Source organism: Bacillus sp. ISL-7 (assembly GCF_018613065.1).
This window is the reverse complement of sequence record NZ_JAGGQW010000056.1, coordinates 40,771-57,108: the sequence shown is the minus strand read 5'-3', so window position 1 is coordinate 57,108 and position 16,338 is coordinate 40,771. Positions and strand designations below refer to the sequence as shown.

The window sequence follows — 16,338 nt, the reverse complement described above, 5'->3', positions numbered from 1 at the left end:
GAGGTATAAATAGGATGGAAATACAACGAATTGTGTTAAGACATATGAAAATGGATCTATTACACCCCTTCACGACCGCTGTAGGGACTGAATATGATAAAGATTTTATTTTGGTCGAAGTCAAAACAAAGGATGGCATTACGGGTTGGGCTGAATCCGTTGCTGCGATGGATGCAACATATAAAGAAGAAACTGTCAAAACCAATTGGCATATGATGGAGGATTTTCTGATTCCACTTCTTCTGAAAGAGCCAATTTCTCATCCAGATGAGGTCTCCGAACGCTTTCATCATATCCGAGGGAATTACATGGCAAAGGCTGCCCTTGAAGGGGCCATTTGGGATGCTTATGCTAAACAGCAAGGAGTTAGTCTATCGAGTGCCCTTGGAGGAACATTTGAAAAGATTGAGGTCGGCGTCAGTATTGGGATCCAGGATACGGTCGAAGAATTATTAGCATTGATTGAGGGTCATCTAGAAGAAGGATATAAACGTATCAAGGTGAAAATTCAACCAGGATGGGATTTAAACATTTTAGCAGAGATTCGAAAACACTACCCAGATATTCCATTAATGGCGGATGCAAATACCGCTTATACTTTAGAGGATATCGAAACGCTTAAGGCGATGGATCAATTTAATTTAATGATGATTGAGCAGCCGTTGGGCTTTGATGATATCATCGATCATGCGCAGCTTCAAGCCCAAATCGAGACACCGATTTGTCTGGATGAAAGTATCCATAATGTGGATGACGTTCGAAAGGCTATTCAACTTGGCAGTTGTAAAATTATTAATATTAAAATTGGGCGTGTCGGAGGCTTAACAGAATCTAAAAAAATCCATGATTTATGTGAGGCGAATGGGATTCCCGTCTGGTGTGGCGGCATGCTTGAGGCTGGGGTTGGCAGGGCGCATAATATTGCAATAACAAGCCTGTCTAATTTTACTCTCCCAGGTGATACAGCTGCTTCTGCCCGATATTGGAAGGAGGATATTATTGAGCCTGAGGTAACAGTGGAAGACGGGATGATTACGATTCCAAAACAACCCGGTATCGGGTATGAACCGAACCGGGAGCGTATTGACAAATATACGCTGTATAGCCGTACTTTTCATTCATAATTAATGTATATTTATAAAATATAGACCTAACCTTCCTAGATTCGCTGATAGAACATGCAAATTCGCTGATAGAAGCTAATAATTCGCTGAGAGAATCTATTCTCACCTATTGGAAACGAAAATTAGCCCATAAAATGCGAAAATTAGCTCATTTTTACACTTCTGGACGATTCCTTCCTAAAAAAACGCCAAACCTTTGAATTCCACAATGGTTTGGCGTTTTTTACTTTCGAGATAGTATGGTTTGATGGTTGTTATGGTTAGGGGGTACCATCGGATAGACGTTTTCTTCTTCCATTAATTAAACTCCATGAGAACTGGCCCGGTACACTGAAATGCTTCCGTAATAATCTGCTTTGCTTCTTCTTCGGTCTGGGCCCGAAATCCTGCTACACCACCTTCACCTGAATTCTATTTTTAAAGAATATTCTAAAATATTTGGATTCATTTGTATGTGAAATAAATCATGTTTCCTATTATTTTTGATTGTCTCCATTCCAATAGAAGAAAAAAAACGGGAACTGTAGTAGTATTATAATGAAGGTGATTGTGTGAAGCAGGTGTTAATCGTCTAGTACGGTAAACTCGTTAGTTTGTTATATCGAAATAATAAAACGATAAAGAGTGAATCCTTCACATTTACTATAATTCTTCAAAACCCTCTAGAATTGGACATTTTTAACAGGCTTTTGATGTAATATCTACTAATTATGGGTGGAAGTATGTGCATCCTTTTTATTAGCCACTTTCCTTTATTTATATAAAATATTATGTAGACGATAATATTGACTTAAAGTAAAATATAAAAATATGAAAGTTAATTGATAAATGTGATGTTTTGTTATTTTGAATATTCTATTTTTTGTGACAATTACGATTTTAGTTTAATAGATTAACCTGTTAATAAACGATAGGAAATATGGAGGTCTTATGAAATTTAAAACAAAGCTCTATACGAGCATCGGTTCATTACTGCTATTGTTTTTTATTATCGCCATCATTTTAATGAACATGCTCGAACAATCGACAGTGAATATGAACGTTGTTGTTAATGATCTAAATGAGAGAATCGAAATGGCTTCCGATATTAAATATGAGACTTCTAGAATAGGTCTAGAGCTAACTTCGATGTTAACTAACCGTGGAAATGATATCCATTTAAATGCGGCGAATTCTTGGGAAGATTCCCATACCAATTTGCAAGCGGCGATTGAATCACTAGAAAAAATGGACAAGCAAGAGAAATCTAAAGAACTAATTGCAAAGTTTAAAATATTGCAAGAATCATATAAAAATATGGGGCAGCAAGCTTTGACAGCAAAAAAGCTAAATGGGGAAATGGAAATTCCTGCAGTCTTTTGGACGGATTCTGAACTTATAAGACAAAGAATGATTCAAATTGCCGATCTTCTCTATGGATTGCAAGAACAAAAGATGAAAAATGAACTTTTAAGGTCTAAAGATACTTACAATATGGCTGTCACCATTATTTACATTTATCTTGCCATCGCCTTATGTATTGGCATTGGTTTCACGTTTTGGATTATTAGAGGTATGACAAATAACCTGAACAAAATAACAGCTGTTATGAAAAGTGCTACAACTAGTGATTTTAGTTCATTGCCCCGAATTGAGCTTTCCACTAAGGGTGAGTTGGGTGAAATCGCAGTTTCCTTTAATAAAATGGCACATGCACTAGAGGAACAAAGTATGCTAGAGAAACAATTAAAAGAAGTAGCAGAAGAGCAAAGTTGGCTGAATAGGAAAATTGCCGAAATTGCTACCATTTATCCTGAGGTTGAAAATGTTTCTATGTTAGCAGAATTGTTAATTACAAAACTTGTACCGATGGTAGGAGCAAGTTACGGAGTTTTTTATGTTAAGGAAGTAGAAGAGCGAGAGAAGTATCTAAAAAAGATTTCAGCCTATGCCTCTTTGAATGATAATAAAGATTATATGCGTTTTCGTTTTGGAGAAGGTCTGATCGGCCAATGTGCACTTGAAAAACGATCCATCTTACTAACCAATGTCCCAGATCACTACGTAAAAATTAGATCAGGACTAGGAGTAGGTTCACCGAAAAATATTATGATTTTACCGATACAATTTGAAAATGATGTACTAGCTGTTATTGAAATTGCATCATTTGAGGCCTTAAGTCCGCTTCAGGTTAAGCTATTGGAAGCCGTAACTAATAATATTGGTATCAAGATAAACAGTATTGTCAGCCATATGAAAGCAGAAAGATTATTGCAAGAATCACAAGCCTTGACAGAAGAACTCCAAGCTCAATCAGAAGAACTGCAGTTACAACAAGAGGAGTTAAGGACGACGAATGAAAAACTTGAGGAGCAGTATATAGCTTCTGAACAAAAGAAAGAGGAAATCGAAAAGGTTAGGGAGGCGCTTGAAGAGAAAGCTCAACAATTGGCACTAAGCTCACAATATAAATCGGAATTTCTAGCGAATATGTCCCATGAGTTAAGAACACCTCTAAATAGTTTACTAATATTAGCGCAAATACTCGCTGAAAACGGGGATGGAAATCTTACGGCTGATCAGGAGGAGTATGTTCGGACGATTTACTCATCGGGGAATGATTTACTTCATTTAATAAACGATGTTTTAGACTTAGCGAAAGTGGAGTCAGGTAAATTAGATGTAAACCCTACAGAGGTGGACCTACATGATGTGCAAGATTTTATTGAACGGCAATTTTCTCCTCTTGCGATTCAAAAAAATGTACAGTTTACTATTAAAATGGATGCAAATTTATCAGGGACTTTCAATACGGATGAACAACGTTTACAGCAAATTTTAAAAAATCTACTTTCCAATGCTTTTAAGTTTACTGAACGTGGCAGTGTTTCATTAGTTGTCCGGAAGGAAGTTAAAGACGTCAGTAGGAATCTATCTGAGGGTGTTCAAGCGAATTCAATGCTTGCTTTCTCCGTTATCGATACGGGAATTGGCATTGATAAAGACAAACAAGATACGATATTTGATGCCTTTAAACAAGCAGATGGAACGACAAGTCGTCAATATGGGGGCACTGGATTAGGACTTTCCATTAGTCGAGAAATGGCACAGTTATTAGGTGGATTTATTGAGGTAATGAGTATGAAAGGGAAAGGTAGCATCTTCACTTTATATTTGCCATACTATCAAACGATCAACAAAATAGTGGGAAATACCGCTTTAGAAGAAGTTGCGATAAGTCTTTATGAGGATGACCCACTTAAAGATATAGAAGATCGGGAAAATCAAAATGGGATTTCTTCTTTGAAAAACAAGAAAATACTCATTGTAGATGATGATATACGGAATGTTTATGCCTTAACAATTGCTCTTGAAAAATATGAAATGAATATTATTGTAGCAGAGAATGGTCGTGAAGGGATTGAGGTATTAAAGGACAACCCAGATACAGACTTAATATTAATGGACATTATGATGCCTGAGATGGATGGGTTTGAAGCCATGCGACAAATTCGCCAAATAACAGAATTTCAAGCATTACCAATCATCGCCCTTACAGCCAAGGCAATGAAACGCAGTAGAGAAGAATGTTTAGATGCTGGAGCAACGGATTATATAAGTAAGCCAATTAACTTAGACCAGTTATTTTCTTTAATTCAAGTATGGTTGTATAGTAAGGAGGGCCAGAAAATTTGATAAAAGCACCTGATATTCTCAAGTCAGAAGAGATAGAAAGAATTGAAATAGACTTACTCCTAGAGGCCGTTTTTCGTTATTATGGTTATGATTTTCGAAATTATGCCTTTCCTTTTATCCAAAGGAGAATTCGCCATCGTGTTTGTAAGGAGAATCTTGCAAGTATATCGGCTCTTCAGGAAAAGGTACTACGCGATTCAGAAGTCATGGGGGAATTGCTTTCTGATTTCTCGATTAATGTGACAGAGATGTTCCGGGATCCTTCATTTTTTAAGTCATTCCGAACAAAAATCATTCCGTTAGTAAAAGATTATCCTGAAATTCGAATTTGGCATGTTGGCTGCTCATCAGGGGAAGAGGTCTATTCCATGGCTATTCTCTTACATGAAGAAGGGATTTACGAAAAAACGAGAATGTTTGCTACCGATTTAAACAAAATTGTCCTAGAAAAGGCGAAGAAAGGTACTTTTCCATTAGATAGGATGCAGCTCTATACAAAAAACTATATCGAGGCAGGCGGGAAAAGGGCCTTTTCTGAATACTATAAGGCAGTGGATGATAAGGTTTTTTTTCATACCTTTTTGCAAAAAAATGTCGTGTTTGCCCAGCATAATTTAGTAACGGATCAATCATTTAACGAGTTTGATATAATTATATGCCGAAATGTCTTTATCTATTTTGATAAGGTTCTTCAAAATCATGTCCATACGTTATTATATAATAGCCTATGTCCATCAGGTTTTCTTGGGTTGGGTAAAAGAGAGGGGATAAAATTTACTAGTTATGAAAACTGTTACGGAGAATTTGACGCATCAGAAAAACTCTATCGAAAAATTAATTAGTCCCCATTTTAAAAAGGTAAATATCTTAATGGTGGATGATCATCCTGAAAATCTATTAGCACTGAAAGCTGTACTTACTTCTCCCAATTACCACTTGGTAAGCGCAAATTCAGGAAAAGAAGCGTTAAAATGTATGCTAAAACAAGACTTTGCTGTTATTTTACTGGACGTACAGATGCCGGGGCTAAATGGATTTGAAACGGCGAAGCTCATTAAGGCTAGAGAAAAAACAAGACATATTCCGATCATTTTTATCACTGCGATTAGTCAAAATATAGAACATGTGCATCAAGGGTATGCAGTAGGGGCCATTGATTATATTTTTAAACCATTTAATCCCAAAACATTGAAACAGAAAATCGAACAATTTGTTAAAATTTATCAAAATCACAAAGAAAATATCATTCAGACCGATCGAGAACGTAAAGTTCAACTAAATGAAGTGAATAAAAAGTTAGATAGAGCAACGTTAAATTTACGGCGGACAGAGGCATTATCCAAAGTTATTGGTGAAACCATCGTAGACACGATCCTTACGTTTGACGATCAATGTTCCATTCTATCAGTGAATCCAGCTATAAAAAGCATGTTTGGTTACAAGGCTGAGGAATTAATCGGTAAACATGTGGTAATGCTTTTTCTAAAATGGATGGGTAACGAAGTCCAGGATTCTTCGTTTTCATTCTTTTCCTCAATCAAGCAATCTGTTGGAAAGGTGATCGAATCGGTGGCTATTCGGAAAGATGAAAGTCACTTTTATGCGGACATTCTTATCGGGGAAACCACCGTTGACAATCAACTGCTTTTTGTTTGTTCGATTCGTGATGTCACAGAAAGAAAGCAGATAGAGGAAATTAAAAAACTCCAATTCACTACAATGGAACAAAAAGTAGAAGAACGAACGCTAGAACTGATAAGGGCTAACGAAAAACTACAAACAGAGATAGAGGAACGAGAAAGAATCGCCAACCATCTTTACCGTTCCCAAGAAAGATTTCGGAAAATTTTTGAATCTAGTCCCTGTTTAATGGCGATTTTTTCGCAGAAGAATTTAACTTTTATTGAAGTAAATACTAGTTGGATAAAATTTACTGGTTATAGCCACGATGAGTTGGAAAAACACAAAATAAATGTGAATAATTTTGTGGATGAATCAACGGGTAAACCGATTAATCTTGATCGGAAAATTCGTAATAAGAAAATTAGCTATAAAACAAAAAACGGGGATATTCGCGATGGATTATTATCGACTGAAATGATTGATATCCATACTGAACCATGTACGTTAATTGTTTTAACAGATGTTACCGATACCGTTCACTTAGAGAAAGAGATGTCCCGATTAGATCGGTTGAATTTGATCGGTGAAATGGCAGCAGGAATTGCCCATGAAATTAGAAATCCGATGACCACAGTTCAAGGATTTTTACAATTATCAAGGAATAACAGCGCTAATTTATCAGCAGAGATCATTGATTTGATGTTAGATGAATTACATAGGGCGAACGCGATTATTACTGAATTTCTTAATTTAGCCAAAAACAAGGTTAGTGTGAAGAAAAAGCAAAACTTAAATACGATACTAGAAGCATTATCTCCACTCATTCAAGCGGAGGCTTTTCGGTCAAATAAACAAGTTAAGCTTGATTTAAATAAGTGTCCGGATATTTATATCGATCAAAAAGAAATCCGTCAGCTAATCTTAAATATCGCCCTTAATGGACTCGATGCCATGTCGTCGAATGGAAAACTTACGATAAAAACATATACAAAAAGTCAAGCCGTCATTTTAGAAATAAAAGATCAGGGTCACGGCATCAGCCCGGACGTTCTACAAAAATTAGGAACACCTTTCTTTACAACGAAGGAAACGGGTACAGGATTAGGTTTGGCTATTTGCTACAGTGTAGCAAAACGACACCACGCTGAAATTAATATAACAACGGGAGATGAGGGGACCATTTTCTCGGTTCGCTTTCAATTAAATCCTATTCTTAATAACTGATCGTTACTATTCTTAAAATAAGGAGAGGGGAGGATGTATTGTTAAAAAATAGAAAGCTAGTTTATCTTGTAGGAGCGGTTATTTCTGTCATCATTATAAGTTTTATTTCAAATTCATTTGTAGATGAAAGACCGAAAGTGGTCATTGTTTTAAAAAGTTTAGACATACAATATTGGCAAATTATTAAAGCAGGCGCTGAAAAAGGGTTCAGAGATTTTGGCATTGATGGGAAGGTTATCGCACCACGTAATGAATCTGCTGAAGCACAAAGTAGATTATTAGAGAAGACCTATCAAGAAAATCCAGATGTATTAATTGTCGCACCGTCGAATGCAACTGTTATTCCTTTACTGGAAAAGTTTACGGAAACCAAAAAAACCCCTGTATTATTAGTAGATAATGATTTTCCATTGGAAAATAAAACTTCTTATATCGGTACCGATAACGTGGATTTAGGAAAAAAAGCAGGTTCACTTTTAGCCTCGCAGCTTCAACCTGGAAATAAAGTGGCCATTATCGGTGGCGATTTGTCCCTTTCAGTATTTAGAGAACGGATAAACGGCGCTAAAATGGCTTTAAAAGATGCAGGGATCACATTAGCGGCAGAAACAGTAGGGATATCGGATGATCCCAAGACAGTAAAAAAAGAAATGACAAAGATATTACATGATCATCCGGATATTAAGGGAGTCTTTGCCACACATGACACTTCTGCTGTACAAGTAATAAAGGTATTGGAGGAGCAAGGTGTTACGATACCAGTCATCGGAGCAGACGGAATTCCTGATATGCTAAAGTTAATCAAGGATGGAACGATATCTAGTACAGTAGCACAAAATCCTTATGATATGGGATATTTAAGCGTTGAAACAGCATTGAAAGTAACAAGAGGAGAAAATGTTGAAAAAGTTGTTGATACAGGCGTAGATATCATAATCAAAGAGAATGCGAAGCAGAGACTAGACTTCCTGAATAAATTGTTAAATGAATACCAGGTAATGAATAAATGAGTGTCAGACACCAACCAGATAATTGGATGGTGCCTGACACTTTTTTTTGATGAACACGAAATAGTAATAATTTCTTGTTCCTGACCATTTCCTTTGTATTCCTTATTTTCTATATAGATTCGAAGAGGAAGTAACTCGTTCATAAAGCCCGTTTCAGTGAATAATAGAGGAGAAGGTCGTTATAAACCGTTTCACATAGCTCGTAATTAGCACCATCCAACACTTGGATGGTGCTAATTTTAATAAAACCCATTCATTTTACCTTTATAAAAAGAAGTGATGACTATCTTAAACTAAATAATTTAATCTCCTACTAATCTATTAATAAGTGGTTTATGTGGAACAAAGTGTGTGAAACAAGAAAATGCGGGGTGTATCACCGGAATTTAACTATAGAGAAAAAAATAAAAATATCACAAAAAAACCTAAAATTAATACAACGGTTAATTGTCTTAATTTTCGTATAATTTAATTGTCCCATTTTGTATCCGGTTACAAATAATAAACGTCAAGTTTTTGGGCTCAAGGGAGGGAAAAAATAAATATTTTTTTGTAAACGCTTTTATGTTTTACTTTCAACAAATCTCAAGGGGGTAGCAAAATTGGCAAAAAAATCGAAACGGTTAAGAAAAATGGTTATGTCTTCTCTGATCACAAGTGTGGCTGCTGCCACGATTGCCGGCGGGGCATTGGCCTCACCACCGGACCACTCAAATGCTGGTGGGAAAAAGGCGCCATCGGTTGAAGCTCATGTTAAGCCCACTATTAAGATTGGTCAACGACTATTCAAAGATCTCAATGCCAATGGCAAGCTTGACCCTTACGAGGACTGGCGCTTATCCACCGAAAAGCGTGTAGCCGATCTCCTGCCGCGAATGAGCATGGAGGAGAAGGCAGGCATCATGCAAATCACATCACTTAGCACGACCGCCATCAACGATTACATCAATAATCGCCATATTCGCTACCTTATTATCCGAGACAATCTTTCAGCTAAAGCTCTAGCGGAGCGAGCAAACCAATATCAGGAGATTGCAGAGGCCTCACCGCTAGGTATCCCGATCGTTTTCACCTCCAACCCGAGGAATAACATTAATGAACAGAACGAGTTCGGCATCAGCGAAGCTTCCGGTCAATTCTCCACCTGGCCTGGAACCCTGGGTCTAGCGGCAACGCGTGACCTCAGCCTCATTCGCGACTTTGCCGAGATTGCCCGCGACGAATGGCGCGAAGCCGGCATCCAGAAGGACTACGGCTACCAGATTGAAACCGCGACTGAACCGCGCTGGCGCCGCATTTCCGGCACGTTCGGGGAAGACCCAACATTGAATGCAAAAATTGCCAAAGAACTCGTCCTTGGTTTCCAAGGTGAGGAGCTTAGTAGCAAGTCTGTCGCCCAGACCGTTAAGCATTTCCCTGGTGACGGAGCGGTCGTCCGAGGCCTCGACCCGCACAATGAGGCCGGTCAGTTTGCGACCTATCCAACGCCTGGCAGCCTTTACAAATATCAGCTGCCGCCATTCCAAGCTGCCATTGATGCTGGAGTGAGCTCGGTCATGTCCTACTACAATGTCCCTAAAAATGAGGGCAGCGCTGCACAGCTTCCACGTGAGCTTTGGCAATCGGAGACACAGCAGTTCGAAGAGGTAGCCGGTGCTTACAACAAGACCCTCCTCACTGACCTGCTCCGTGACCGGATGGGCTTTAAGGGATACGTCAACAGCGACAGCGGCGTGCTGACCAACCGCGACTGGGGTGTGCATGACCTAACAATCGAGCAGAAGTTTGCCAAGGCAATCGATGCAGGAACTAACATTTTCTCTGACAACAACGACCCAAGCGGCCTTATCTCTGCTGTAAATAAAGGCTTAATTAAAGAGAAAGACCTTGATCCTTCCGTGTCCCAGCTGCTTACTGAAATATTCAACCTCGGACTTTTTGAGGACCCATATACGGATCCGACAGAAGCTCAGGCCGTTGCCAGCTCAGAAAAATCACAGGCCAGAGCAGACGAAGCGCATCTTAAGTCCGTAACACTTCTCCGCAACAATCAAGGAATGCTGCCGCTGACTGATGAAAAAATCGCACATGCAAAGCTATACGTAGAAGTGTTTAGCGGTTCCAACAGTGCCAGTCGCACAGACGCATTGAAGAAGATGATTGCGAAGGAAGACCCAACAGTAACGATCGTTGACACGCTTGATGAAGCAACTGCCGCAGTTGTTTGGCTGCGTCCAAGTCCATTCGAGTTGCCTGACAACTCTACTGTAGACATTAAATTAGGCACAAACACCGGAATTAACGTTGCAAAAGTTAAACAAATCGAAGCAGCCGTCCCAACGGCCCTTGTGATCAACATGACCAATCCATGGGTTATCGATGAGGTAGAGCCTGCTGCTGCGTCCGTCGTGGCTACCTACAGCGTCAAGGCTGAAGCACTACTTGATGTCCTTCGCGGACGCTTTAACCCAACAGGTAAGCTGCCTATCACAATCCCAGCCAATCAAGAGGCTGTAGAAAAGAACGCGTCTGATGTCCCAGGATATGCCGAAAGGTTTGACTATACTTACACAAATGCAGCGGGTGACAACTACACCTTCGGCTTTGGTCTCAGCTATAAAAAGTAAGAGCATCTTGCCGGTCATACTACCTTACCACTAAGGGTTTTCATCTAGGTTATATCTGAAAACTATTATCTTTGTTAAAAATCAGTTTTATGCAAATTGAGAGCCGAGGAGTACGGTATCCTCGGCTTTCTCTATTGTATTTTTACATTCTATTAAATTTCTCTTTTTTAGTAATATCCCTGACTACATCCTCAATGGTTACATTTCCGAGAGCTTTCTCCAAAGCCGCCTCGGCAATTGAAAACAGTGGACCAATTGTATTTTGAATATTTCTCCCTACGGGACAATTTGGATTGGGATTTTCATGTATGCTAAACAATTCTTTCTCCTGGACAACATTAACTGCTTTATAAACATCCAACAAGGTAATAGTAGATAGATCCTTTGCTAGTTCAGCCCCAGCAATACCAGGTCGTACATTTACTAATCCTGCTTTTTTTAACATGCCCATAATTTTTCTTATCACGGCTGGATTTGTATTGACACTTCCCGCAATAAACTCTGATGAGTTTACCTCGCCTTTATTAACCTCAAGAAGTGTTAATATATGAATTCCAACTGAAAAACGGCTGCTAACCGACATCTTTGCTCACCTTCTCTATTGTCTCTCACTTTAATATCTCCATATTATTATAATGTAATCAATTTGATTACAAGTGTATTATACCAAAATTACGAACAAAATATATAAATGGTTTTTACGTTGACAAAAGACCAACATGTTATTAAAATGATTACAGGTAATTGAATTGATTACAGGTTAGTGGCAATAATAAAAATAATTTTAACAATAAAACAATTGGAGGAATATCAAATGAAAATATTAGTAACAGGTGCAACAGGAAAATTAGGATCAAAAGTAGTGGATACCTTATTAAAAACTGTACCAGCGAATCAATTGGCTGTCAGTGTACGCAATCCTGAGAAAGCAGAAGGATTACGAGCTCGTGGAGTAGAAGTTCGCCAAGGAGATTTTGACCTTCCGGAAACATTAGATACTGCTTTTGCAGGGATTGATCGTTTATTAATTATTTCTGCGGATGGTGACAATGAAACAAGAATTCGTCAGCATACAGATGCAGTCGCTGCAGCTGAACGGGCTGGAGTGAAATATATCGCTTATACAAGTTTGGCTAATGCAACAGAAAGCACAAATTTAATGGCACCGCCTCATGTTGCGACAGAAGCAGCAATTATTAAAACAGGGATTCCATATACCTTCTTGCGTAACAATTGGTATTTGGAAAACGAAATTGGGAGCATTCAAGGGGCGATTGCAGGTGCTCCATGGGTAACTTCAGCTGGAACAGGCAAAGTAGGCTGGGCACTACAACAAGATTATGCAGATGCAGCAGCAGCCGTGCTTGTCGGAAACGGTCACGAAAATCAGGTATATGAACTTTCTGCTCCTCTATTAACTCAAGAAGAATTAGCATCTGCTCTTGGCGTTGTATTGGGTAAAGAAATACCTGTACAACAAGTCACTGATGAGACTTATGCAGAAATCATGAAAGGACTAGGTTTACCGGATTTTGTCATTCCGATTGTTGTTGGAATTCAAGAGAGTATTCGAAATGGTTCATTAGCAGTTGAAAGTAATGATTTTGAAAAGGTTCTCGGTCGTCCAATTACGCCGATTAATGAGGCATTAACCCAAATAGTTAACCAAATTTCTCAAACAAAATAAAATAAATTCCTTTAAAACCCGACCTTTTTGAATAAATCAGAGGTCGGTTTATTTTTAACAAAAAGTTTATTGTATTAAAGCACGTTAAATGGTAAAATATAGCTTCATTGTAAAGAAAAGCATCTACAAAAAATTGTAGATGTTTCTTTTTGTGCCAGTTCCCGTTGTAAAACTCATATTGAGAGGTGACGGATAAGAGAATGAGCTCGAAAAAACAAATATCAGTTCATGAACATAAAGATTATCAAACAGAAGTGGAGCGCCTAGAGTTTACAAAGGAATATATTAAAAGCGTTCTGGAAATATCGAAGGGAAATAAAGAACAGTTTGTCGAGAATTTGAAAGAAGCCTTTGCTGAACTGGATACGTCAGACAGTAGTTTAAGCTACATGACCCTTTTAACGAATGCTCAATATTTAGAATTGGCCGAAAGTGAATTGGAACGGTTAGCAAGCGTCATCGGGAAACCATATTTTTCGAGAATCAATTTTACAAGCAGTGGTGACACCAAAGAAGAGATTTTATATATTGGGAAAGCCTCACTGTTTGACCGTGTGAATCAGATTCCGATTATTGTCGATTGGCGATCACCGATTGCAAATGTTTACTATGATGGCCGGTTAGGAAATGTTTCGTATGATGCCTATGGAGAAACGCAAAGTGGCTATTTATCGTTAAAGCGGCAGTATGAAATCGAAAATGGACTATTAAAAGAGATTAGGGATATCGATTTAACCACACATGATGAACTATTGCAGAAATCCTTATCAGGAAAAGCGGATAATCGCTTAACAGAAATTGTGGCGACCATCCAAAATGAACAAAATGAAGTAATTCGAGCTTCACTTAAACACCCCATTATCGTTCAAGGAGCGGCTGGAAGTGGAAAAACAACCATTGCTCTCCATCGAATTTCCTACTTTCTCTACTCTTCTGGATATCGATTTCCTCCAGAAAAATTAATGATCCTTGCACCTAATAAATTGTTTATCGATTATATTTCCGCCGTTCTGCCTGATCTAGGGGTAAACAAAATTAAACAAACCACCTATATTGAATTTATGAGAAATTGTTTAGGGAAAAAATTAACATTAATATCTCCTAATTCAAAATTAATGGCGCTCATTAACGGAAACGAAAAATCAAAAAGGATTCAATGGGTGTCTAGTTATAAAGGATCGCTGGATTTTAAGGAGTTAATTGACCACTATTTAAAAGAAATTGAGTTTAATTTGGCACCTTCCGAGGATTTTATGATTGAAAAATCACGACTAATGAGAGGGGGGAAACTCAAAAAACTATTTATCAATGAATTTCACTACTTACCTATCTATAAGAGATTGGATAAAATTAAAAATCTATTAGCAAATGATTTAAGAATAAAAAAATCGATGATTCTTTCAAAAATTAATAGCAAATATGACGATGCATTAGAAAAGCTCCTTTTTAGCAGCAGGCTGGATTCAGAAAAAAGAACGGAAAAAGTAGTCAGCTTCATGGATTCGAAAGAAAAAAGAATAAGTAGGGTGGAACAAGAATCGAAGGTAGCGATAAAAAATTATATGGCACCTTTTGTTAAAAAAGATATTTTTACCTTATATAAGGAATTGATGACGTCCCCTGAACTGTTACAAAAATATTCTCGAACGCTTTCCGAGTTAGAATGCAAGAGGTTAAGTAACTATTGTCAAAGGATTTTTGCTAAAAAAGCGCTAGAGCTTGAGGATTTAGCTCCAATATTTTACATGAAGTCAAAATTAGAAGGTATTGAAGAACCATATAAAATGAAAAGTGTTTTCATTGATGAGGCACAGGACTATAGCTATTTCCAATTTGCCGCACTTAAAGAAGGTTTTGAAACAGAATTGTTTACGATTGTGGGAGATTTAGCCCAAGGGATTCATTCTTATCGAGGGTTAAACAGCTGGGAACCATTAGTAAACGACATTTTCCCAAATGCTAATTATCAAGCTTTACAAAAGAGTTATCGAACGACAGTCGAAATTATGCATTTAGCCAATGACATTCTTTCTATCATGGATAAAGACTTACCAAAAGTAGAACCAGTCATTCGACATGGGGACAAACCATGTTTTACGAAAATTGACCCTGGTAATTTGGAACAGGTAAAAAAGATACTTGAACATGATATTAATTTACTCAAAGAGGAAGAACTTAACTCGATTGCGATTATTGGAAGAACAGACAAAGAGTGCTTACGAATACATAAAATGCTGGAGAATAGCAGTCTTCCAATACAGCTATTAGAAGAAAAAGAAGATATGAAAAAGGGATGCGTTGTGATCCTACCTTCCTACCTTTCCAAAGGATTGGAATTTGATGCCGTATTGATTCTTTCCATGGAAGAATCGTACAGAGAAGAAGAGTTAGACATCAAATTATTGTATGTAGCCATGACCAGGCCGATGCATAGGTTGTATTTATATGCGAGTGCGCCATCGGAATTATTATTAAATAGAGCTGCATCCGTCCATTTTGATAGGACATGAAATAATAAAGTGCCAGACACCATTTGAAGAGGTGCCTGGCACTTTGTTTAAAAAGGTGGATTTATTTCTTGACACGGTTCTACATGAAAAAAGATACAAATTGTTCTGACTCTCTTATCTTTCTTGAAATAACACAACAGGATTATTGAATTAATTGGAGAATACATTAACAAGACTTAAAGTTTTCCACTGTAAATCATCATTGGAAAATTGGTAGTCAGGCGTTTTCCCTCAGAAACCAAATTAATAGAGTCAATGTAGATCATGTAATAAATGTATATCATTTTTTTAAAAGCGAGGTGGATTTAGATGATGAATGGAAAAACTCTGTTTATTGCCGGGCATGCAAAGTTACCTCAAGGGATGGCAGCGAAAAGTGTATTTGAAACATTGACGATTACAGCAGAAGTCGATAGAAAATATGGAGTCATTCTCGAGGCCTCCTGTACATTGGCTACTGAACATGCCCGTGGGTTTGTTGGCCAGGTGTTAAGGGGGATGAGTTTAATCGACGGAATCGATGACGCAATTGCTGCACTTCAAATGTATTATCGAGGTAAGGCTGCCAATGCATTGGTGGCGGCGTTAAAAGATCTAGATCTCCATTACCAGCAAATAAAATCTACAGAAAAGTAATTGTTGAAAAATTGAAATTATTGGTATATAGTTAGAATAACGACTGGGTGACAGCAAAAACCTTGCTGCATGACCAGATGGATCGTAATAAAAATGATGATATTTAATTGACTATATTCACTTGATCTTCCTTCGCCGGAAGACGAGCTATGAGTAGGAGTCAGTAAAGCAATCAATGGAATTTTTCATTGTTTGCTTTGCTGGCTCCTTTTTGTTTTATAA

Annotated in this window: 10 protein-coding genes; 9 read left to right on the top strand and 1 reads right to left on the bottom strand. The window is 37.9% G+C overall.

The window, feature by feature from the left end:
• The first annotated feature begins 14 nt into the window (after positions 1–14).
• The 6 genes from menC to J7E66_RS22760 all read left to right on the top strand — a co-directional run bounded on the left by menC (position 15) and on the right by J7E66_RS22760 (position 11,283).
• Positions 15–1,124, top strand: coding sequence for an o-succinylbenzoate synthase (gene menC / locus J7E66_RS22785; protein WP_215004050.1), 1,110 nt, complete (start codon positions 15–17; stop codon positions 1,122–1,124).
• A gap of 930 nt (positions 1,125–2,054) precedes the next feature.
• Positions 2,055–4,799: a hybrid sensor histidine kinase/response regulator gene (locus tag J7E66_RS22780; protein WP_215004048.1), complete on the top strand. Its 2,745-nt coding sequence runs from the start codon at positions 2,055–2,057 to the stop codon at positions 4,797–4,799.
• Positions 4,796–5,641 carry a CheR family methyltransferase gene (locus tag J7E66_RS22775; RefSeq protein ID WP_251033089.1) on the top strand — a complete coding sequence of 282 codons (846 nt, stop codon included), beginning with the start codon at positions 4,796–4,798 and terminating at the stop codon, positions 5,639–5,641. Before J7E66_RS22780 ends, J7E66_RS22775 begins: the two co-directional genes overlap by 4 nt.
• Positions 5,583–7,646 carry a PAS domain S-box protein gene (locus J7E66_RS22770; protein ID WP_215004046.1) on the top strand — a complete coding sequence of 688 codons (2,064 nt, stop codon included), beginning with the start codon at positions 5,583–5,585 and terminating at the stop codon, positions 7,644–7,646. The genes J7E66_RS22775 and J7E66_RS22770 overlap by 59 nt, the downstream gene beginning before the upstream one ends.
• Positions 7,647–7,684: 38 nt before the next feature.
• Positions 7,685–8,656, top strand: a complete 972-nt coding sequence (locus tag J7E66_RS22765; protein WP_215004044.1) for a sugar ABC transporter substrate-binding protein — start codon at positions 7,685–7,687, stop codon at positions 8,654–8,656.
• Between the two features lie 602 nt (positions 8,657–9,258).
• Positions 9,259–11,283 (top strand): glycoside hydrolase family 3 protein, encoded by a 2,025-nt coding sequence (locus J7E66_RS22760; RefSeq protein ID WP_215004042.1) that lies wholly within the window; start codon positions 9,259–9,261, stop codon positions 11,281–11,283.
• A 142-nt stretch (positions 11,284–11,425) separates the two neighbouring features.
• Here J7E66_RS22760 and J7E66_RS22755 read toward each other — a convergent pair whose 3' ends face one another.
• Positions 11,426–11,866 (bottom strand): Rrf2 family transcriptional regulator, encoded by a 441-nt coding sequence (locus J7E66_RS22755; RefSeq protein WP_215004040.1) that lies wholly within the window; start codon positions 11,864–11,866, stop codon positions 11,426–11,428.
• A 231-nt stretch (positions 11,867–12,097) separates the two neighbouring features.
• On the opposite strand from J7E66_RS22755, the gene J7E66_RS22750 reads away from it, so the two are divergent.
• The 3 genes from J7E66_RS22750 to J7E66_RS22740 all read left to right on the top strand — a co-directional run bounded on the left by J7E66_RS22750 (position 12,098) and on the right by J7E66_RS22740 (position 16,116).
• On the top strand, positions 12,098–12,970 hold the full coding sequence (locus J7E66_RS22750) for an SDR family oxidoreductase (RefSeq protein WP_215004038.1): 873 nt from the start codon (positions 12,098–12,100) through the stop codon (positions 12,968–12,970).
• A 200-nt stretch (positions 12,971–13,170) separates the two neighbouring features.
• On the top strand, positions 13,171–15,480 hold the full coding sequence (gene helD / locus J7E66_RS22745) for an RNA polymerase recycling motor HelD (RefSeq protein WP_215004036.1): 2,310 nt from the start codon (positions 13,171–13,173) through the stop codon (positions 15,478–15,480).
• A 309-nt stretch (positions 15,481–15,789) separates the two neighbouring features.
• Positions 15,790–16,116, top strand: a complete 327-nt coding sequence (locus tag J7E66_RS22740; RefSeq protein WP_251033088.1) for a DUF3870 domain-containing protein — start codon at positions 15,790–15,792, stop codon at positions 16,114–16,116.
• Positions 16,117–16,338 lie beyond the last annotated feature (222 nt).